A 20,902-nucleotide genomic window follows, 5' to 3' on the forward strand; every position below is an offset into this window, starting at 1 on the left:
TTATATAGGCATTCGTTTTTAGCACTAAAACTTAAAAAGATGCACGTACGCCTAAGCTAAGTGTTCTTCCATATAATTGAATAGAACCGGGCATATCATCTCGACCTTGAAATGTTTGGTTTGATTCATCAAGCAAATTTTGTGCTTCAACAAAGACTTGAAAGTTTTCATCAATGTTATATTGCAATGACGCGGAAACAATATATTGCTCATCCATAGATGTTTGATAATCATCACCAAGAGGGCTAAATGAGTCAGTTACGTAGTCATCGGTATAATCGAGTGCTATTTGGGTGCTGAATTTATCATCTTCATAAATGAATGAAACAGAGTATGAGTTATCAGCAACGCCTGTTAACGGACCCGCATCTACCCCATCGATTGTTGTACTAGTGTCTGTATAGGCATAGCTTGCGGTAAATCCAAAGCCACTTTCGAAGAATTTCTGTACACTTAGTTCAGCACCTAAAACTTCTGCTGAATCGCCGTTAATAGGCTGAGTTACTTGGAATGTTTCGGATGCAATTTCTACTTGAGTGGTATTTATTGTAATAAAACCGTCTAAGTCTTTCCAAAATATAGCACCGGCTAACATTCCACCTTCTTCAAAATACCATTCTAGAGAAAGATCGGCTTGATCTGAAAATACCGGCTCAATACTTGGGTTGCCACTAATCGCCATAGTGAATAACCCCGACTGTGCGTTATCGGTCGTAAGTGGAGCCAATTGATCTAAAGTTGGTCGCGATAATGACTGTGCTAATGCGCCACGTAACAAAAGATCTTCGCTAAGGTAAAGGCCCGCATTTATTGCTGGGAGCAATTTGCTATAGCTTCCTTGTGCTTCTTGGCCGGCACTGTCTGAATAGGTAACATCCCAAGATGGATTCGCTGCGTCGGGGTTAACGATTTGTATAGACTGAATAGAGTTATAAGAATATTTAGACGACACTTCGGTTTCAATCCAACGTAAACCAACATTGGCAAACCATTCTTCGCCGGCTAAATCGGCTTGAACATAAATTGCGGTCGTATCTTCTGTAATATCATAAGAATTTACAGGGTTAAAAATAGGTGACCATAAATCAGACTCATTCTCGCCAAATGTTCTTTCATTCCCTAAATAGTCTGTAATTGTTTGACCATCTGATGCCGCTAAACCGGCCGCATAATCAGGGATACTAAAAATCGGAAAAGAGCGGGGGATATTTGCAGAATCACCAGCAAAAAAATCATCATAAGGGAATTCTCTGGTAACATCAGCGCCCACTTCGCCAAAAGTGAACGGATAGCCACAATAATTACAGGCGCCTAGTTCATAGTTATCGTAAGCGGTATTTGTTTTATCTCTTGATGTAAACGCAGCACCAAACTGTACTTTTGGCATGTATTTATAATCGAGAAGTAGCTCCGCATCTAATGAAACACCGGTAACGGTGTCTTTAATGTCGCTGCCATCACGAGCAGCCCAGTGCGGTGAAAAATCGTCATTCCCAAAGTCGTCAGATGTTCTACCTTGTGTCCAGTTTGCAATGTAATCAGGTAAACCGCCAGAATTAGATTCGTAATGACCAGTATGCGCACCAGGCGCACCTGCAACAACGTAAGTGTTTTTACCGCCGGAGTCACGCTCAGAACTTGATTGGTAAATATCACCTTTAATAGTCAAGTCATCGGTCGCATTAAAAGTACCACTTAAGCCAAACATTTTGGTATCAACAGTTCTGTGTTCATCCAATGTGATTAATTCCATCGATACATCTGCAATATCCATTGCTGTTACAACATTACCATCGAGAACAATATTAGATAATCGATTTTGTGCAGCGCTTTCGTCTGCCATATAAAAAGACTGCGAGTATCCAGTTGCATCAGATTCTAGTTTGGTAAGCATTACATCGGCAACAAGTTCAAAACGATCGGATACTTTCCATTCAATCGAAGACGTAACACCGGTGCGTTTAAAGTCAGTCGCATAAACACCGAGTGCGTATGAACCAGGCATAACAAGGTTGGTTTCATCAGATGTGATATTTCCATCATTGTTTACATCGTATGATATTTCATCATCGACACCAAAGAAGAAATTATCAAACATCTCATCGGTGCGTCGAGTGCCTGTTGAGTGTGATAAGCCAAAAATGAAGCCAACGGTATCATCAGCGAACGTATTACTATAAATAGCATTTAATTTTTTACCGGTATCTTCTGATAAATCATTGTAATCAGCGGTAGCAGAAAAAAGCATTTGCTGGCCTGGGTTATCAAAGGCACGCGCTGACTTAAGGTTAACAGCACCACCAATACTGCCTTCTATATTTTTGGCTTCTACTGATTTCCATACATCCGCGCCACTTATCATTTCAGAAGGGAGTACATCAAATGCAAAGTTACGACCGCCATCGTCGGTTGCTAAAATTCTGTTGTTAAGTGTTACAATACTAAATTCTGGTCCTAGTCCTCGAATATTTACATATTGAGCTTCACCACCACGTGTTCGGCTAACTGTAATCCCCGAAATGTGAGAAAGGGAATCCGCTACATTATTATCAGGAAACCGACCCAACTCTTCGGCGGCAATTGAATCAACTAAAGATTTAGCCTCTTGTTTTATATCTGACGACTTAGCAAGACTGCCACGTACACCTGTAATACTAATTACTTCAATGTCTGTACTTTCTTGCGTTTCTTGAGCTAGCACTTGTTGATGACATGCGCCAAATATTGCAATCGTCAATAAGGTTTTTTTAAAGCTGATCCTGTTGTTCATAATATTCACCTGTTGGATTTTTTATTGTAATAAATATAGAAATCATTCTACTAAACCGCACAATCATACTGGAGGACATTGAAACTACTGTCAAACGAAAAGTGACAATAAAATGAAATTAAATTAAAGTAATATTAACAATTGAGATTGATTTGCAATCTAAATGCATCTTTTTATTTAACTTTAGTGTTTTTAAATTCAAAGTGAAGCTAAATGAAACTAAAAGTTGTTTACTTGTTTCTATGTTTGTTTCATACTCAGCTCAGTTATTTAAAAACATTTCAGTTTTAACTGCTTTATTAGGAGGTCAATTGAAAGTATTACTAGATTTAATTCAACAGCATAAAATGGGTAAACAAAATGGATTATATTCAGTGTGTTCATCACACCCATTAGTGCTTGAGGCTGCTATGAAGCATGCATTAAGTAAGGGTGAACATCTGATAGTTGAGGCAACGTCTAATCAAGTGAATCAAGACGGTGGTTATACGGGGAAAACACCGAGTGATTTTTATGATCTAATCCATGTTTTAGCTAATAAAGTAGGTTTACCTCTTAATAAAGTTATTTTGGGTGGAGATCATTTAGGCCCAAATTGTTGGCAGGATTTATCCGCTGATGAAGCGATGGCTAAATCAGATGTACTTATAGATGCTTATGTTAGTGCTGGTTTTAGAAAAATTCATTTAGATTGTTCAATGTCTTGTTCAGATGATCCTGTTCCCTTGGGGGATGCTGATGTTGCTAAACGTGCGGCTCGGTTGTGCGCTGTAGCTGAAAAAACATGGCAGAAAGTAGGCGGTGAACCACCAGTGTACGTTATAGGTACAGAAGTGCCGGTTCCAGGTGGAGCGCAAGAAGGGCTCGATTGCTTAGAAGTTACATCGCCTGAAGCGGCGAATGAAACAATTAATGTGCATTATGACGCGTTTAATAAAGTGGGCTTAAAAGATGCTTGGGAGCGTATTATTGGTTTAGTTGTTCAGCCAGGTGTTGAGTTTGATCACCATAAAGTAATTGCCTTTGAGCCAGAAAAAGCGGTCGTATTGAGTCAATTTATTGAGTCAAATAAAAATATGGTGTTTGAAGCACATTCAACTGATTATCAATCCGTTGGGCATTTGAGTGAATTAGTAAAAGGGCATTTTGCCATATTAAAGGTTGGTCCGTGGTTAACATTCGCGCTTCGCGAGGCCGTTTGGGCTTTAGATGCTATTGAAAAAGAGTGGATAGACTTAGAATCACTCTCAAATGTAAAAAGTGTCATTTTAGAAGCAATGCATGAAAATCCAGTCTATTGGAAAAAGTATTATGCAACAGAGGCAAAACAACAAGCCTTAGATTGCCAGTACAGCTTAAGTGACCGAGTTCGTTATTATTGGCCTACGCCAAAAGTTGATTTTGCATTAGATCTATTGATTAATAATCTTCAGCTTTCTCCACCGCCTTTAACGCTACTTAGCCAGTTTATGCCCGAGCAACATCAAGCTATTAAAGATGGAAAACTAAAAATGAATATACGTGAATTAATTTTTCATAAAATTTCTCAAGTATTAGAGCAGTATTCTGTTGCTTGTAATACAGCTGTTAACGCTCAAAAAAAGGACGCTTAACCTATGACTTACTTAAACTATTCTCAAGATTTATTAAAAGAGAAAGACGCGTATTGGACGGCAAAAGAGATTCAACAACAGCCAGCGTGTTGGGATAAAGTGCTGTCTAATTTAATACAAGTTCAGCCTAGTATTGATGCATTTTTGAAACCTATTTTAGCAAAGCCTAATTTACGTATTATTTTTACAGGCGCAGGCACATCTGCTTTTGTTGGCGAGAGTATTGCCCCTGCGGTTTGTGCTAAGTTAGGTAAACGAGTAGAGGCGATAGCTACAACTGATTTAGTATCAAATCCACATGATTATTTTCAATCGGATATACCGACTCTTTTAGTGTCGTTTGCTCGCTCAGGAAATAGCCCAGAAAGTGTTGCATCTGTTGACTATGCTGATTCATTAGTTAAAGAGTGTTACCAGTTAGCAATTACATGTAACGAAGAGGGCGAGTTGTATAAGCGTTGCTCTGGTACTAATAAATTTGCTTTATTAATGCCTCCAGAAACAAACGACATAAGCTTTGCAATGACGTCGAGCTTTAGCTCGATGATGTTATCTGCATTGTATGTATTTTGTCCGGTAGAAAATTTCAAATTACAATTTGAAAAAAGCATGGCCGCTACAGAGTCGTTAATAACGCGCTATGACCAAATAATAAAAACAGTTGCAAATAAAAAGTACGAACGCGTTATTTATCTTGGAAGTGGGATATTTAAAGGGCTTGCTCGAGAAGGTGCATTAAAATTACTTGAGCTTACCGACGGTGTAGCAGTGTCGAGCTTTGATTCTCCGTTAGGATTCAGGCATGGACCAAAAGCAATTGTGAATGATAAAACGCTCGTTATATTATTTATTTCAAATCACCCGTTAACGCGTAAATATGATTTAGATTTACTCACTGAGCTAACCGGTGACTCAGAAGTAGGTGAGATTATTGTCGTTGATGCTAAAGCAAGTGAAGAACACACTGGTTTTGAATGTTTGTTTTTATCAGGAATGGAAAATGCAGAAGATATATTTTTGCTTTTCCCTTATATTGTTTGCGTGCAAATGTATGGTTTTGAGCATGCCTTAGCGATCAATAATACACCCGATAACCCTAGCTCATCTGGAACAATAAACCGTGTTGTGCAAGGTGTAAATATCTATGCTTTATAAGCAAAGATAATTGAACAGGAGAAACAATATGTATTATTTAGGTGTTGATGGCGGTGGAACAAAAACGGCGTTTACATTACTTGATCACGCACATAATGTAGTAGCAAGCCATGAATCTGGAACTTGTTACTATGTTGAAGTTGGCTTAGATGGCGCACAATCGGTTTTAGAGTCGGGTGTTAAAGCACTGCTTGAGCAAGTGAACGGTTCAGTAGATGATATTACTTTTGCTTTTTTTGGGTTACCCGCATATGGCGAAGACAGTAAGTTAATTGATGAAATTAATGCTTTGCCGTCACACTTTATGCGCTCTGATAAGTATCATTGTGATAATGATATGGTCAATGGTTGGGCTGCTGCATTTAATGGTGCTGACGGTATTAACATTGTTTCAGGGACTGGTTCAATCGCTTATGGCGTGAGTAAGAATCAAAATGCTCGCTGTGGTGGTTGGGGGGAGCTTTTTAGTGATGAAGGCTCTGCTTATTGGATTGGCTGTAAAGGACTGCAAGTATTTACAAAAATGAGTGATGGGCGCTTAGCCAAAGGGCCGCTATACTTTTTATTAAAAACGACGTTTTATATTGAAAGTGACCTAGATATTACAGGATTAGTGCTTTGTGATTGGAATGGGGATAGAAGTAAAGTGGCTTCTATTTCTACTTTAGTTTGTAAGGCTGCTTCAGAGGGCGACAAATACGCCATAGCCATTTTAGATGATGCGGCTAACGAATTAGCTGAAATAGTTGAAGGGGTTCGTAAAGTATTACCGTTCGCTGAAGATGAAGAGGTTAAGGTATCTTATTCTGGCGGTGTGTTTAATGCTGGGGCATTAGTGCTGTTTCCTTTTATTAATGCATTAAAGCGTTTTTCGAGCAACTATAAACTTTATGAGCCACTTCATAGCCCCGTTGTTGGTGCTGCTTTATACGCTAAGCGCTTAGCTAATTTAAAAAATATAAAATAAAAATGAAATAATGATTGGGGCGTGTTGATCTTTGGTGGCTGAATTTACAGCGGTGTGCTTGGTATTTAAGCAAGGCAGAGCCTATGATGTGTGGTTGTTCCCCATAAATAGACGATAACGCGGTATAAAGGCAATGCATGCACAGCCCTTTGGGTTCTTTTAGGACCCAAAGGGTGCAGGTAAGCGGCGTGAGCAGGACGCGGAAGCTTTGCTCAATTTTTATTTATTCTTATATGGATGTAAGTCAATAGAATAACGCTGGAGCAGTTATCGAGCCCGCCAGATTACAAACCTCGCGCCGTGATCAAATCGCCCCTTGATTGAACAAATTCCAATTCACAAAGAACAACACACCCTAAGGTAATTTGCTTTTATAGCCTACACGGATGCAGGCTATAAGAATAACGAAAGGGCTGTTTCCTATGTCAAATTATGATTCTCCTGTAATAAACACCTGGGTGAGCAATAAATTAAATAGCTTCTTTTTACTTTTTCTTATCAAAAAAATATTTGTTTTCCCTTGAAGTTCTAACACCTCACCCCATATTAAGTGCATAACGCAGACACTTTGCAAATTGGAGATATATAAATGACTGCAGCACAAAAAGAAACATTAGGCTTTCAAACAGAAGTAAAACAATTATTAAACTTAATGATTCATTCTCTTTATTCTAATAAAGAAATATTTTTACGCGAGCTTGTGTCAAATGCATCAGACGCAGCAGACAAGTTACGCTTTTTAGCGCTATCTCAAGGCGACCTTTACCAAGGTGATGCCGATTTACGTGTACGTATTAGCGCAGATAAAGAAGCAAATACCATTACTATTTCTGATAATGGTATTGGTATGACGCGCGATGAAGTAATTAGCTCATTAGGTACTATTGCAAAGTCAGGTACTGCTGATTTTTTCAAAAATTTAACGGGTGATCAAAGTAAAGATTCACAGCTAATTGGTCAATTCGGTGTTGGTTTTTACTCAGCATTTATTGTTGCCGATTTAGTGACTGTTCGTACACGTAAAGCAGGCGAAACAACGGCTTACGAGTGGGAATCTCAAGGTGAAGGTGAATACACGCTTCAAGAAATTGAAAAAGAAGGCCGTGGTACCGACATCATTCTACATCTTCGTGATGAAGAAAAAGAATTTTCTGACGATTACCGCTTACGTGGCATTGTTACTAAATACTCAGACCATATTTCAACACCAGTACAAATGTTTAAAGCAGAAGTACCAGAGTCTGAAGGCGAAGATGGCGAAAAAATCGCTGCAGTACCCGGTGAGTGGGAAAGCATTAACCGCGCAACTGCATTGTGGACACGTGATAAGTCAGAGCTTTCTGATGACGAATACAAAGAGTTTTACAAGCACGTAAGCCACGATTGGGAAGATCCACTTAGCTGGGCACATAATAAGGTTGAAGGTAAAACTGAATACACTAGCCTTTTATACATCCCTAAAAAAGCACCTTTCGATTTATGGAACCGTGAACGTCAAAGTGGTTTAAAACTTTACGTACAACGTGTATTTGTAATGGATGATGCTGAGCAGTTTATGCCAAGCTACCTTCGCTTTGTAAAAGGTTTATTAGATTCAAACGATTTACCGTTAAACGTATCTCGCGAAATTCTACAAGATAACAAAGTAACGCAAGCTATTCGTAAAGGGTGTACATCGCGCATTATTAAAATGCTTGAGCGTATGGCTAAAAACAAAGCTGACGATTACCAAGTATTTTGGAACGAGTTTGGTCAAGTAATGAAAGAAGGCCCAGCTGAAGATGCAGCAAACAAAGAAGCTGTTTGTAAGTTATTACGCTTTTCTTCTACTCATACTGATTCAGAAACGCAAGATGTGTCGCTTGAGCAATATGTTGAGCGTATGAACGAAGGCCAAGACAAAATTTACTACGTTGTTGCTGATACATTTACCTCTGCGAAAAACTCACCACATTTAGAGATTTTCCGCAAAAAAGGTATTGAAGTATTATTGTTAAGTGACCGTGTTGATGAGTGGATGATGAGCCACTTAACTGAATTTGCTGATAAGCAACTGCAGTCAATTACACGTGGTGATTTAGATTTAGGTAAGCTGGACGACGAAGAGACTAAAAAAGCGCAAGAAGAGTCTGAAAAAGAGATGGCTGGGCTTGTTGAACGTATTAAAACAGCACTAGGTGATGACGTTAAAGAAGTACGCTTTACGCACCGCTTAACAGACTCTCCAGCATGTGTTGTAAGCGACGACAACGACATGAGCTCACAAATGCAAAAGCTAATGGAATCTGTTGGTCAAGCAGCCCCTGAAGCGAAACCTGTGTTTGAGCTAAACCCAGAGCATCAACTTGTTAAGCATTTGAATGACGAACAAGATGAAGATAAGTTTTCACAGTGGTCACATGTTTTACTAGACCAAGCATTACTTGCAGAGCGCGGTACACTTAAAGATCCAACAGGATTTGTGACTCGCTTAAACAAGCTTATGCTTGAACTAAGCAAATAGTCAATTAGCTACTTAACTTAGTCCTGAATTTGGACAAGAAAGTATAAACTATATACTTTAAATAAAAGGGAACGTGTGTTCCCTTTTTTAATGCGCTGTAAATACACCTGCAACTCATCAATTAGTATAAGTTGCTTGAGTATCGGCGGCGCTTGTGGAAGAATTCAGGCTTTAAAATAATTATCCATACTAGAGGACAATAATATGCGCATTATTCTTTTGGGCGCGCCGGGTGCAGGTAAAGGTACTCAAGCTCAGTTTTTAATGGACAAATACGGTATTCCACAAATTTCTACTGGCGACATGTTACGTGCAGCAATTAAAGAGGGCACGCCATTAGGCTTAGAAGCAAAAAAAGTAATGGATGCTGGTCAACTAATTTCTGACGATATTATTATTGGTTTAGTAAAAGAGCGTATTACTAAAGCTGATTGTGAGAAAGGTTTTTTACTTGATGGCTTCCCACGCACAATTCCTCAAGCTGATGCGATGAAAGAAAATGGCGTAGTGGTTGATCACGTTATTGAATTTGACGTGGCTGACGAAGTGATTGTTGAACGTATGGGCGGACGTCGCGTTCATCCAGGTTCTGGTCGTGTTTACCATATTGTATATAATCCACCAAAAGTGGAAGGTAAAGACAACGAAACTGGGGAAGACTTAATTGTTCGCGCTGATGATACTGAAGAAACAGTACGTAAACGTTTAGGTATTTATCACGAGCAAACTATGCCATTAGTTGATTACTACCAAGCAGAAGCTGCTGCTGGTAATACTCAATACCACAAACTAGATGGTACACAAGCTGTTGAAGCTGTAAGTTCACAACTTGGTGAGCTTTTAGGTTAATTATAAAAGCACATTAAAAAACCGCCAATTGGCGGTTTTTTGTTTTGAGGCTATGTAGCATTGCTTAATCAGTGCTATTTAATCGGCTTTAAAGCGTTTTAAGTTTCTTAATTACGCTGTTGTATTCTGGTTCAGTTGAAAGGCTACTAACTAATTGTTTATAAATGACGTTATGGCTTTCATCTAAAATAAATACAGTTCGCGTTAATAAGCCCATATCTTTAATAATCAATCCGTATTTTTGGCCAAAATCGCGCCAAACAGAATCTGATAACGTAGTGATTTTATCGATATTTTCAGCTTTGCAAAAACGCTTTTGAGCAAATGGTAAATCAGCACTAATTGTTAGCATTACAACACTTGGAAATTGCGAGGCTACTTTTTCATTAAAATGCTTAGTTTGCAGGCTGCAAATACCTGTATCAAGACTTGGCACTACACTTATCAATACAGCTTGGCCTTTGTAATCCTCAAGCGTTACCGGGATGAAGTTGTCATCAACTACTTTGAAATTTGGCGCACTATCTCCTAATGAGATACCTTGACCTAATAAAGTAACTGTTTTGCCTTGTGCGGATACTTTTCCTGCGTCTAGCGTGTTTTCTGGATAGTCGGCTGCTATAGCCACGGCGCAAAACGCACTTAAAGCAAAGGCAAGTGAACGTAACATAAGGTATTTCCTTTTAAATTAACGCAATGGGCCTCAGTGTATTATACTGCACAATAGTAACCAAGCGATTATGGTCCTAATGGAGTAGGAATCAGTTCTGGGATATGAATATTGTAACTGAGATAACCTTTGATTAACATGAAGTTACAAAAAATCTTGAATAATAAAAACCTTTAAGATCATTAAATACTTATGACGGGTTTATAAATAGAGAGATAATATGCCAACATCGGTATTAATATGTGATGATTCAAAATTAGCGAGGCGGCAGCTAGCTCGCTCATTACCTGAAGATTGGGATATCGAAATTGAATTTGCAATTGACGGCGTTGATTGCATAAAACAAATAAAATCAACTGAACCAGAGATACTGTTTCTCGATTTGAATATGCCTGAAATGGACGGCTATGAAGTATTAATCGCCATAAAAGAACTTGGGCTTAATATACTCACGGTTGTGGTTTCTGGTGATATACAACCAAGTGCACATCAAAGAGTGCTTGAACTTGGTGCTATCGATTTCATTCAAAAACCATGTTCCCCCGAAAAACTAGCCAGCATAATTGAACACCATGGAATAAAAGACAAAGCTATTCGTGAGCGACTTTCTAACTCATTAGGCGAGCAAATTGATCCCGATGTCCGTGATATATACCAAGAATTAACTAATATTGCCATGGGACAAGCTGGGGATTTACTTGCTCGTCTTCTCAATGTGTTTGTAAAACTCCCTATTCCTAACGTTAATATATTAGAAGTTAGTGAGCTAGATATGGCGCTACGTTCTATTGACAATAATGTTTCTACCTCCGGTGTTTGCCAAGGGTTTATAGGTGGAGGCGTATCGGGCGAAGCGTTATTACTCTTAAATGATTCAAGTTTCAAAGAAATAGCTTCGTTGATGAATTATGACGGCGAGTTAAACGATAAAGTTGAACTTGAGCTGCTTATGGATATTAGTAATATTTTGATAGGCGCTATTTTAACTGGCCTTTCAAAACAGCTCGATATGTCATTTAGCCAAGGGCACCCAATAGTACTTGGTCAGCACAGAGAGGTCTCCGAATTAGTCAAAGCCAACAAGTCGCATTGGCAGCGCACGCTTGCTATAGAGATTAGTTACGGTATTGAAAACCATGATATAAATTGCGACCTCATGCTGTTATTTACTGAAGATTCACTTAAAACTTTGAAATACAAAGTTGCTTACCTATTAGAAGATTAAGTTATGGCTGCAGATTTAGAAATGAATGAGATCCATTGGCTTATGGATATGTTTAATACTGTTGATGTAGGCCTTGTAGTGCTCGATAGAGATTATAAGGTGTGTGTATGGAATGGTTTTATGGAAAACCATTCAGGGCTTCTACCAAGCGCAGTAAAAGATAAAGACCTATTTGATTTATTTCCAGCAATAGACGAAAAATGGTTTAGAAGTAAATCTGAATCGGTTTTTGTGTTAAAAAATCGCTCATTTACTATTTGGGAGCAGCAGCCTTATATATTTCGCTTTAAAAATTACCGTCCAATTACAGGCAAAGCTGAATATATGTACCAAAATGCGACATTTATTCCATTGACTAATATAAGGGCTGAGGTGAGTCATATTTGTATTATTCTGTATGATGTAACTGATATTGCAGTAAATAAGAAAGAATTAGAGGATTTGAATAAAGAGCTTGAGAGAATGAGCCAAATCGATAATTTAACGCAGTTAGCAAATCGAGGTCATTGGGAAGCTCTGCTAAAGCAAGAATACTTACGTACAAAACGCAGCGAAGGCTGTAGCGCTTTATTAATGTTCGACATTGATCACTTTAAAAAAGTTAATGACAAATATGGACATAGCTGTGGTGATGAGGCTTTACGCCATCTTGCTAAATTATTACGCTCAGCACTACGGGAAACAGACATAGCGGGGCGCTACGGTGGTGAAGAATTTGTAGTAACATTATTGGATACAGATAAAGCAGGTTCAGTTATATTTGCTGAGCGCTTAAGACAATTGATCGAATCAAATCCTGTAATTTACAAAAATATAAAGGTTGAGATGACTGTAAGTATTGGCTTGGCTTGTTTTAGCCATGAATTTAAAAATCATGAGCGCTGGATAGAGGCTGCAGATAAAGCACTGTACCAATCTAAAAATACAGGGCGAAATAAAGTAATAGCCTACGAAGATATAAAAAATGACGCTTAAGCGTCATTTTTTATATCCAGAATTTAGGGTTAAATAATAGGGTGTTTTTTTATAACCTGCTGAGCAAACCCAATCAGTATGAAAATTTTATTGCTCTTCATTATTGTGTTGTGTGTCGAGAGTCATCTATTGGGCATTGACCAATCATTGAAACCTCACCAGAATTTGACTCTTGCTCTAGTTTTACTTTAAAGCCCCATAATCTGTAAAGATGCTTAAGCACTTCCTCGTGCGAGTTTGCTAAAGGAATATTGTTATGAGGTACATAGCGTAGGGTTAGTGAACGGTCACCTCTAATATCAACGTCATATACTTGAATGTTGGGCTCATGATTACTCAAGTTGTACTGCGCTGAGAGTGCTTCTCTTACTGCTTTATAGCCGTTGTCGTTATGTATTGCGCCAATTTCTAAATGGGGATTATTAGTATGATCAATAATAGTAAATAATTTAAAATCACGAATTAACTTAGGCGATAAAAACTGGCTAATAAAACTCTCATCTTTAAAGTTTTCCATTGCAAAATGCAGTGTATCTAGCCAATTACTGCCTGCATATTCAGGAAACCAGCGTTTATCTTCTTCAGTTGGGTGCTCACATATTCTGCGAATATCAACCATCATATTAAAGCCTAAAGCATATGGGTTAATGCCTGAATAATACTTACTGTTATAAGGTGGCTGATAAACTACGTTGGTATGGCTTTGTAAAAACTCTAACATAAACGAGTCGGTAAGTTTTCCCTCATCGTATAAGTGATTAAGGATGGTGTAATGCCAAAAAGTTGCCCAACCTTCGTTCATTACTTGAGTTTGTTTTTGTGGATAAAAGTATTGCGAAATTTTACGTACAATACGTATCACTTCACGTTGCCAAGAGTCGAGTAATGGGGCATTTTTTTCAATAAAATACAAAATATTTTCTTGGGGTTCAGAAGGAAAGTGGCGTACTTTCTTTTTGGTTTCTTGCTGTTGCTCAGGAATAGTTCGCCATAGTTCGTTTACTTGCGATTGAAGGTAGTCTTCGCGCTCTTGTTGGCGTTTTTGCTCTTCAAATAGCGATATTTGTTGTGGACGTTTGTAGCGATCGACCCCGTAATTCATTAATGCATGACATGAGTCGAGTAGAGCTTCTACTTGTGTAATACCGTGCTTCTCTTCACAGCGGCTTATGTAGTTTTTAGCAAATACCAAGTAATCAATAATTGAGCCAGCATCGGTCCAGGTTTTAAATAAGTAATTACCTTTAAAAAATGAGTTATGTCCGTAACATGCATGCGCCATTACAAGCGCTTGCATAGGTAGGGTATTTTCTTCCATTAAGTACGCAATACAAGGGTCTGAATTTATCACTATTTCGTAAGCGAGACCCATTTGTCCGCGCTTATAATTTTGCTCTGTTTGAATGAACTTTTTACCGTAAGACCAATGACTATAGCCAATAGGCATACCAACGCTTGAATAAGCATCCATCATTTGCTCTGCGGTTATCACTTCAATTTGATTAGGATAGGTGTCTAACCTGTAGTGAGCTGCAACACGGGCAATTTCACTTTGATATTCATTTAATAAACCAAAGGTCCAATCTGGACCATCACTCAATCGTTTATCATTCATAATGCTACCTCGCTTTAGGCTATGCAGAGTTTTGCTGTTGACGACCTTTTTTAAATAGCTCCCTAAAAATTGGGTAAATATCTTCAACGCTTTGAATATGTTGTATGGCGAAATTATTATGGCTGTGTGTTATAGATTCATATTCGCGCCATAGGCTTTGATGAGCACGAGTGGTTATTTCAATATAAGCAAAATAACGTACTGCGCTTAAGAGCTTATTACGTAAAATTTCACCACACTGCGGGGTGTCGTCCGCCCAGTTATCGCCATCAGAGGCTTGTGCGGCGTATACATTCCACTCGTTTGCGTGGTAACGCTCTTTTATTATTTCGTTCATTAATTTAAGAGCACTTGAAACAATAGTGCCGCCAGTTTCTTGGGAATAAAAAAATTCTTGTTCGTCTACTTCTTTTGCTTGTGTGTGGTGGCGAATATAAACAACTTCTATGTCTTTATAGCTGCGTGTTAAAAATTGATAGAGCAAAATATAAAAACGCTTTGCCATGTCTTTTGTTGGCTGATCCATTGAGCCTGACACATCCATAATACAAAACATCACCGCTTTGCTGGTGGGGTGAGGGCGCTTTTCGTAGTTACGAAAACGCAAATCGTAGTTATCAATAAACGGAACCGACTTAATTTGCACTTTTAATGCTGCAATTTCTTTTTGTAATAAAGCAATTGCCGCTTTATCGTTATGTGGACCAGCAAGCAGCAGAGCAAGTTGTTCTTCGAGCTCTTTTAAACGGCGTTTTTTACCTGCACTCATGGCAACACGGCGCGCAAGCGAGCCTTGAAGAGAGCGGACAATGTCAATATTACTTGGCATGCCGTCGCTACAAAAACCTGCGCGGTGGGTTTTCATTTGCACTAGCTTATCAAGCTGGTTCTCTTGTAAGTTAGGGAGCTCTAAATCTTCAAACAGTAAATCAAGGTATTCATCTTTTGAAATAGAGAATACAAACTCATCTTGTCCTTCGCCCGAATCGCTGGCGTCACCTTCACCGGCACCACTGCCTTGTCCGCCTTTAGGGCGCTCAATTTTATCACCTGTAGAAAACTGATCGTTACCAGGGTGAATTTGTTCTCTATTCCCGCTTTGCCCTTGATGAAACGTAGGTTCGCTGATATCGCGTTGTGGAATAGAAATACTCTCACCAGAGCTTGAATCGGTAACGCTGCGTTTGTTAATCGCATCTGAAACCGCTTCTTTAATTTGTTTTTTATAGCGCCTAATAAAGCGCTGGCGATTAAGCGTACTTTTATTTTTTCCGTTTAAACGCCTATCTATAAAATGCGCCATATTGACCTCCTATATACTACGACTATGAAGGTTATTGCGATTTTCTAACCCGTAAATACCACTCAGAAAGCAAGCGAACTTGTTTTTGTGTATAGCCTTTTTCGACCATACGGTTCACAAAATCCTCGTGCTTTTGCTGATCCTCTGCAGACGTTTTAGTATTAAACGAAATTACGGGGAGCAAATCTTCGGTATTAGAGAACATTTTTTTCTCAATAACCGTGCGTAGTTTTTCGTAGCTTGTCCATAGTGGGTTTTTACCGTTGTTGTGCGCACGGGCACGCAATACAAAGTTCACTATTTCATTTCGGAAATCTTTAGGGTTAGAAATACCTGCTGGCTTTTCTATTTTTTCAAGTTCGGCATTAAGTGCCTCGCGGTCAAATAGTTGTCCCGTATCAGGGTCGCGATATTCTTGGTCTTGTATCCAAAAGTCTGCATAAATAACATAACGGTCAAAAATGTTTTGTCCGTATTCTGAATACGATTCTAAATAAGCGGTTTGCAGTTCTTTACCTATAAAATCAACGTATTGTGGAATTAAATAGCCTTTTAGAAAGCTTAAATAGCGCTCTTCTATTTCGCTTGAAAATTGTTCGCGCTCTATCTGTTGTTCAAGCACATAGAACAAATGCACCGGATTTGCAGCAACCTCAGTGGTATCAAAGTTAAACACACGAGATAAAATTTTAAACGCAAAGCGAGTAGAGAGCCCCGTCATGCCTTCATCAACACCTGCGTAATCACGATACTCTTGATACGATTTTGCTTTAGGGTCGGTGTCTTTTAGAGTTTCGCCATCGTATACCCGCATTTTTGAATAGATACTTGAATTTTCTGGCTCTTTTAAACGTGATAGCGTCGTAAATTGCGCCAATGTTTTAAGTGTACCTGGTGCGCATGGCGCGTTGTATAGCTCGCTGTGCTCAAGTAATTTGTCGTAAATTTTAATTTCTTCGGTTACACGTAAGCAGTAAGGTACTTTTACAATATAAACACGGTCTAAAAATGCTTCGTTGTTTTTATTGTTTTTAAAAGTTTGCCACTCAGATTCATTAGAGTGAGCGAGGATCATGCCATTAAAGGGCAGGGCACTAATGCCTTCTGTGCCGTTGTAGTTACCTTCTTGGGTTGCGGTAAGTAAAGGGTGCAGCACTTTAATAGGCGCTTTAAACATTTCTACAAATTCCATCAGCCCTTGGTTAGCTAAACATAAAGAGCCCGAGTAGGCGTATGCATCAGGATCGTTTTGGGCAAAGTGCTCAAGCTGGCGAATATCGACTTTACCCACTAGCGCCGAAATATCTTGGTTGTTTTCATCTCCAGGTTCGGTTTTGGCAATGCCTATTTGGTTTAAAATAGAAGGGTAGCGTTTAACCACTCTAAACTGGCTAATATCACCATTGAATTCTTTTAAGCGTTTGCCAGCCCAAGGCGACATAATGGTTTTTAAGTAGCGCGGTTTAATACCGTATTCTTGCTTAAGTACGTCGGCGTCCTCTATTGGGTCAAATAATGCAAGAGGATGGTCGTTTACCGGAGAGCCTTTAATTGAATAAATAGGCACTTGTTGCATTAAATATTTTAGTTTTTCGGCAATGGATGATTTACCCCCACCAACAGGTCCAAGTAAATAAAGCACTTGTTTGCATTCTTCAAGTCCTTGGGCGGCGTGTTTTAAATAAGAGACTATTTGCTCAATGGCGTCTTCCATACCATAAAAATCAGTAAAGGCAGGGTAGCGCGCAACTACTCTATTAGAAAATAACCGGCTTAGTCGTGCATCCGTTGCGGTATCTACCATGTTTGGTTCGCCAATTGCCATGAGTAGGCGTTCTGGTGCGCTGGCGTAGGCAGACTTATCGGTTTTACAAATCTCAAGAAATTCAGCGATACTGTATTCTTCTTCCTGTGCCGCTTCGTATCGTGCTTGGTAATGCTCAAAAATCGTCATAATAACCTCCGAAACCCGCTGTAAAAAGGTGCTTACCTTTTAAAGTCTAGTCACGAATGTGTATTTTTGTGCAATAAAATTAAAAATTTAAGTGAAAAAAGATCATGTTACTAAAAGTGTTTTATTAAATGGTAAGGCGCTTGGGTGTGATAAATAAGAAACAAAAAAAGACGCCTAAGCGTCTTTTTTACATTAGCGTTTAAAGGCTAATTAAGCGAAGTTAGCGTTCGCGAATTCCCAGTTAACAAGCGACCAAAAACCTTTAAGGTAATCTGGACGAACGTTACGGTAATCAATGTAGTAAGCGTGTTCCCATAAATCCACTGTAAGGATTGGAGTAACGCCATCATCAGTTAATGGTGTAGCAGCGTTAGATGTATTAACGATGTCTAGTGAACCATCAGCAAGCTTAACTAACCACGTCCAGCTTGAACCAAAGTTATTTACTGCTTTGTCATTTAATGCAGCTTTAAACGCATCAAAAGAACCCCATTTAGCGTTGATTGCATCAGCAACTGCGCCAGTAGGCTCGCCGCCGCCGTTTGGAGATAAGCTGTTCCAGTAAAAAGTATGGTTCCAGATTTGTGCTGCGTTGTTAAATACGCCGCCTTCTGATGAACATACGATCTCTTCTAGAGATTTGTTTTCAAACTCAGTACCAGGGATTAAACCATTAAGCTTAACCACGTAAGTGTTGTGGTGTTTGCCATGGTGAAACTCTAGTGTTTCTTTTGAAATATGTGGCTCAAGTGCGTCGATTGCATATGGTAGTGACGGTAGTTCAAATGCCATTTTTTTATCTCCATCTTCTTTGGTTGATAGTCCATTTGGTAATACGTAATGCCTGTTGGAACAGACCAGTTACCTATACCAAGCGGTAATATAGTGTTACTATAATTGTTGAGTATTTTACTCAAGTTTAAGCAAACAGCAATGCTATTGCGAAAGACTATTTCAATTGCGGCTTTATTTGCCCATATTAAGTTATATATTTGTGGTCACGATGAGTTATTTTCAAGACCTAAATATATTTAGCTATCGTTACTTTGAGGTTGTAGATGGAAACCATTGATAAAATTAAACAGCAAATTTCAGAAAACCCAATAATCCTTTTCATGAAAGGGTCACCAAAATTACCAAATTGTGGTTTTTCTTCACAAGCATCGCAAGCGTTAATGTCATGTGGTGAACCATTTGCATACGTTGATATTTTACTTAATCCAGACATTCGTGCTGAGCTTCCAGCATACGCAAATTGGCCAACATTCCCACAACTTTGGGTAGATGGCGAATTAGTTGGTGGTTGTGACATTATTATCGAAATGTTTCAACGCGGTGAATTACAGCCGTTAATTACAGAAACTGCTGCTAAATATAAAGAAGCTGAAGCAGAGTAATTTATTAGTCAACCTGCTATCAGGTTATTAAGCTCTTTAAACACAAAGCCACTTTTTAAGTGGCTTTGTTGTTTTTATAAATGAGGTATTACCAGCACTATAATTTTTACTATAAACCTTTACTTAGCCCACTTGGTTACAAGCCTTACGCCGCAATTAAATCGCCCCTTGATTGAACAAACTCCAATCCACAAAGAACAACACGCTCTGGTAGCGTGCCAATTATTAAAGTATTGAAATTCAGACGGTTTTATTTTTTCGAGATTATTAATATGTACGCGGACATAAATAGTGTCCGTTGCAGTTAGGTTAGTAAATAAAATTCACTATTACAAGAATAACACGCTTAGTATCAATTTCATCTATACCCAAACCACACTCAAAGTGTAAGTTTTAACACCAATCCTTTGGCGTTTCACAGGCACTTACTTTCGGCGTTTTGCTTCTTAAAAGGATCACCTTGATATTAAGCCCCTGTGAGACGCTGCGCTCTGCATCTCTAGGTGGTTTCGGTATATGATGCTTTGCATAACTATCTATATACAACTTATTTTTTATCAACTTCTTATACCTGCTTGAATAAATATTTTGACAAACGAAACAGTGCTTTAATTGAATGAATTTTAACCCACGCAGAACATCAGATCTTACCGCTTTACTGTCGTTTTTTATTTTTTGTACCTTTTATGTAATAAAATTCACAGCGTTAATTTTAAGTTAACACTGTGAACTTTAGATAAGCAATGTTGCTTGTCATCTATATAAGTGGGAAAAAATGAAAAACATTAATTACGAACACGTAAGAGTAACAAGTGTACAACCTCTACCGAACTATTACTCATACTGGCCACAACATGTAACCCAAGATATTTTGCAAAGAAGTTGGAGTAAAGTAGATATCAATGAGCATATTAACTTAGCTGAATGGCAACGTTACCTAGAAGACTTACCGAGAGATAGTTATGTTGACGCGCGGTGGAAGAGGATGTCGTGGATTTACTTGGATCAATCAGGCGAAATTAATACCCTTGATGGTTGCCCTATGGCGCAAGGTGGAAGCTATAATGATGCACAAACAATGGCAGACAAATTACGGTATTATCCGGCTTTAGATAGGGGTTTTTTAGCGCGAAATGATGTGCAATCATTTGTAAAAGCATGGGCTGCGCTTTGGGGTATTAATCCCAAAGAACCAATTTTAATACAGATAAATGGTATAAAAGGGGCGACGTCGATTGATCCTCTTCAAGGTCAAGGCACTCACCAAGATGGTAGTCATTTTTTAAGCATACTGGTGGTAAGCAGAGAGAATGTAACTGGAGGGGAGAATACGCTTTATGAGGATAAAGCTGGACAGCGTAAAATAACCCACACAACCTTAGTACCGGGTGAAATAATGCACATTAGAGATAATGAAGTCTTTCATAATGTATCATCTATAAAGCCTTTAAAAGATGATATCCCTTTTGAACGGTTTGTTATTATTATAAATTGCCGTTTCAACGACTCTTTCCAAAATAAGATATTACGCCAATATTTCCCAGATGTTGTGCTTAATCAAGTTAGTTAAAAAGTTAGTAAAGTTGGCTAGTAAAGCTAAGCTAACGATCTCTAAATAGTGTATTTCTATTAATAGGGATACACTATTTAAATAGCATATTGGTCATGTGAATAATATCTCAACTTAGATTTGTGTGTTAAATAATTGAAATTTATTTTTAATATGAATTTAGGGCTATAGCTGAACTTTTTAAATTTACTTAGTAAATAAAAATTTATTATTAATAGATTAAAAATGCCGCAAATTACAGTAACTATACTCATCATCATCAAAATAGGGGGAGGTTAAACCTAAAATTTACAAAAAGAGAATAAAACTATCTAAATGTTAACTGAATAGCTTATC

General features: G+C 38.4%; 15 protein-coding genes. 9 read left to right on the forward strand and 6 right to left on the reverse strand.

Annotated elements, in window-relative coordinates; all coding sequences use genetic code 11:
* Positions 1-31 precede the first annotated feature (31 nt).
* A complete protein-coding gene (locus GQR54_RS11135) occupies positions 32-2,770 on the reverse strand; it encodes a TonB-dependent receptor (protein WP_166110733.1) in 2,739 nt (912 codons plus the stop codon).
* Between the two features lie 311 nt (positions 2,771-3,081).
* Between GQR54_RS11135 and GQR54_RS11140 the strand changes: the two genes are divergently transcribed.
* From GQR54_RS11140 to adk, 5 genes are all read left to right on the forward strand, one after another.
* Complete coding sequence (locus GQR54_RS11140) at positions 3,082-4,383, forward strand: D-tagatose-bisphosphate aldolase, class II, non-catalytic subunit (protein ID WP_166110736.1); 1,302 nt, start codon at positions 3,082-3,084, stop codon at positions 4,381-4,383.
* A 3-nt stretch (positions 4,384-4,386) separates the two neighbouring features.
* Positions 4,387-5,538 carry an SIS domain-containing protein gene (locus GQR54_RS11145; RefSeq protein WP_166377657.1) on the forward strand — a complete coding sequence of 384 codons (1,152 nt, stop codon included), beginning with the start codon at positions 4,387-4,389 and terminating at the stop codon, positions 5,536-5,538.
* Between the two features lie 28 nt (positions 5,539-5,566).
* Positions 5,567-6,505: a BadF/BadG/BcrA/BcrD ATPase family protein gene (locus GQR54_RS11150; RefSeq protein WP_166377658.1), complete on the forward strand. Its 939-nt coding sequence runs from the start codon at positions 5,567-5,569 to the stop codon at positions 6,503-6,505.
* A 589-nt stretch (positions 6,506-7,094) separates the two neighbouring features.
* Entirely contained in the window at positions 7,095-9,008 is a 1,914-nt protein-coding gene (gene htpG, locus GQR54_RS11155) for a molecular chaperone HtpG (protein ID WP_166377659.1), read from the forward strand.
* A 204-nt stretch (positions 9,009-9,212) separates the two neighbouring features.
* Complete coding sequence (gene adk, locus GQR54_RS11160; protein ID WP_010553395.1) at positions 9,213-9,857, forward strand: adenylate kinase; 645 nt, start codon at positions 9,213-9,215, stop codon at positions 9,855-9,857.
* Between the two features lie 88 nt (positions 9,858-9,945).
* On the opposite strand, the gene tpx is transcribed toward adk, so the two are convergent.
* Positions 9,946-10,527 carry a thiol peroxidase gene (gene tpx, locus GQR54_RS11165; protein WP_166377660.1) on the reverse strand — a complete coding sequence of 194 codons (582 nt, stop codon included), beginning with the start codon at positions 10,525-10,527 and terminating at the stop codon, positions 9,946-9,948.
* A gap of 220 nt (positions 10,528-10,747) precedes the next feature.
* Here tpx and GQR54_RS11170 point away from each other — a divergent pair, with 220 nt between their 5' ends.
* Together GQR54_RS11170 and GQR54_RS11175 are read left to right on the forward strand one after the other, a co-directional pair.
* Complete coding sequence (locus tag GQR54_RS11170; protein WP_166377661.1) at positions 10,748-11,752, forward strand: response regulator; 1,005 nt, start codon at positions 10,748-10,750, stop codon at positions 11,750-11,752.
* 3 nt (positions 11,753-11,755) lie between these two features.
* Entirely contained in the window at positions 11,756-12,727 is a 972-nt protein-coding gene (locus tag GQR54_RS11175; RefSeq protein WP_166377662.1) for a diguanylate cyclase, read from the forward strand.
* 100 nt (positions 12,728-12,827) lie between these two features.
* Here the strand turns inward: GQR54_RS11175 and GQR54_RS11180 are convergent, their stop codons facing one another.
* The 4 genes from GQR54_RS11180 to GQR54_RS11195 form a co-directional block, all read right to left on the reverse strand.
* The gene (locus GQR54_RS11180; protein WP_166377663.1) at positions 12,828-14,342 is read right to left on the reverse strand and encodes a SpoVR family protein; all 1,515 of its coding nucleotides are present in this window, start codon (positions 14,340-14,342) and stop codon (positions 12,828-12,830) included.
* 19 nt (positions 14,343-14,361) lie between these two features.
* Positions 14,362-15,645 (reverse strand): YeaH/YhbH family protein, encoded by a 1,284-nt coding sequence (locus tag GQR54_RS11185; RefSeq protein ID WP_166377664.1) that lies wholly within the window; start codon positions 15,643-15,645, stop codon positions 14,362-14,364.
* Between the two features lie 31 nt (positions 15,646-15,676).
* A complete protein-coding gene (locus tag GQR54_RS11190; protein ID WP_166377665.1) occupies positions 15,677-17,599 on the reverse strand; it encodes a PrkA family serine protein kinase in 1,923 nt (640 codons plus the stop codon).
* Between the two features lie 210 nt (positions 17,600-17,809).
* Complete coding sequence (locus tag GQR54_RS11195; RefSeq protein ID WP_024611616.1) at positions 17,810-18,391, reverse strand: Fe-Mn family superoxide dismutase; 582 nt, start codon at positions 18,389-18,391, stop codon at positions 17,810-17,812.
* Positions 18,392-18,657: 266 nt separating this feature from the next.
* Between GQR54_RS11195 and GQR54_RS11200 the strand changes: the two genes are divergently transcribed.
* Together GQR54_RS11200 and GQR54_RS11205 are read left to right on the forward strand one after the other, a co-directional pair.
* A complete protein-coding gene (locus GQR54_RS11200) occupies positions 18,658-18,996 on the forward strand; it encodes a Grx4 family monothiol glutaredoxin (RefSeq protein WP_166377666.1) in 339 nt (112 codons plus the stop codon).
* A 775-nt stretch (positions 18,997-19,771) separates the two neighbouring features.
* Positions 19,772-20,566: a 2OG-Fe dioxygenase family protein gene (locus tag GQR54_RS11205; protein WP_166377667.1), complete on the forward strand. Its 795-nt coding sequence runs from the start codon at positions 19,772-19,774 to the stop codon at positions 20,564-20,566.
* The last annotated feature ends 336 nt before the right edge of the window (positions 20,567-20,902 follow it).

It is taken from the genome of Pseudoalteromonas sp. Z9A4 (assembly GCF_011378845.1).
Lineage (GTDB): Bacteria > Pseudomonadota > Gammaproteobacteria > Enterobacterales > Alteromonadaceae > Pseudoalteromonas > Pseudoalteromonas arctica.

What these genes read in the sequence shown, in the direction of transcription:
- tpx (WP_166377660.1), bottom strand. Translation starts at nt 10,527, where the DNA reads ATGTTACGTTCACTTGCCTTTGCTTTAAGTGCGTTTTGCGCCGTGGCT.
- GQR54_RS11180 (WP_166377663.1), bottom strand. Translation starts at nt 14,342, where the DNA reads ATGAATGATAAACGATTGAGTGATGGTCCAGATTGGACCTTTGGTTTA.
- GQR54_RS11175 (WP_166377662.1), top strand. Translation starts at nt 11,756, where the DNA reads ATGGCTGCAGATTTAGAAATGAATGAGATCCATTGGCTTATGGATATG.
- GQR54_RS11170 (WP_166377661.1), top strand. Translation starts at nt 10,748, where the DNA reads ATGCCAACATCGGTATTAATATGTGATGATTCAAAATTAGCGAGGCGG.
- GQR54_RS11190 (WP_166377665.1), bottom strand. Translation starts at nt 17,599, where the DNA reads ATGACGATTTTTGAGCATTACCAAGCACGATACGAAGCGGCACAGGAA.
- GQR54_RS11200 (WP_166377666.1), top strand. Translation starts at nt 18,658, where the DNA reads ATGGAAACCATTGATAAAATTAAACAGCAAATTTCAGAAAACCCAATA.
- GQR54_RS11135 (WP_166110733.1), bottom strand. Translation starts at nt 2,770, where the DNA reads ATGAACAACAGGATCAGCTTTAAAAAAACCTTATTGACGATTGCAATA.
- GQR54_RS11205 (WP_166377667.1), top strand. Translation starts at nt 19,772, where the DNA reads ATGAAAAACATTAATTACGAACACGTAAGAGTAACAAGTGTACAACCT.
- htpG (WP_166377659.1), top strand. Translation starts at nt 7,095, where the DNA reads ATGACTGCAGCACAAAAAGAAACATTAGGCTTTCAAACAGAAGTAAAA.
- GQR54_RS11185 (WP_166377664.1), bottom strand. Translation starts at nt 15,645, where the DNA reads ATGGCGCATTTTATAGATAGGCGTTTAAACGGAAAAAATAAAAGTACG.
- GQR54_RS11145 (WP_166377657.1), top strand. Translation starts at nt 4,387, where the DNA reads ATGACTTACTTAAACTATTCTCAAGATTTATTAAAAGAGAAAGACGCG.
- GQR54_RS11150 (WP_166377658.1), top strand. Translation starts at nt 5,567, where the DNA reads ATGTATTATTTAGGTGTTGATGGCGGTGGAACAAAAACGGCGTTTACA.
- adk (WP_010553395.1), top strand. Translation starts at nt 9,213, where the DNA reads ATGCGCATTATTCTTTTGGGCGCGCCGGGTGCAGGTAAAGGTACTCAA.
- GQR54_RS11195 (WP_024611616.1), bottom strand. Translation starts at nt 18,391, where the DNA reads ATGGCATTTGAACTACCGTCACTACCATATGCAATCGACGCACTTGAG.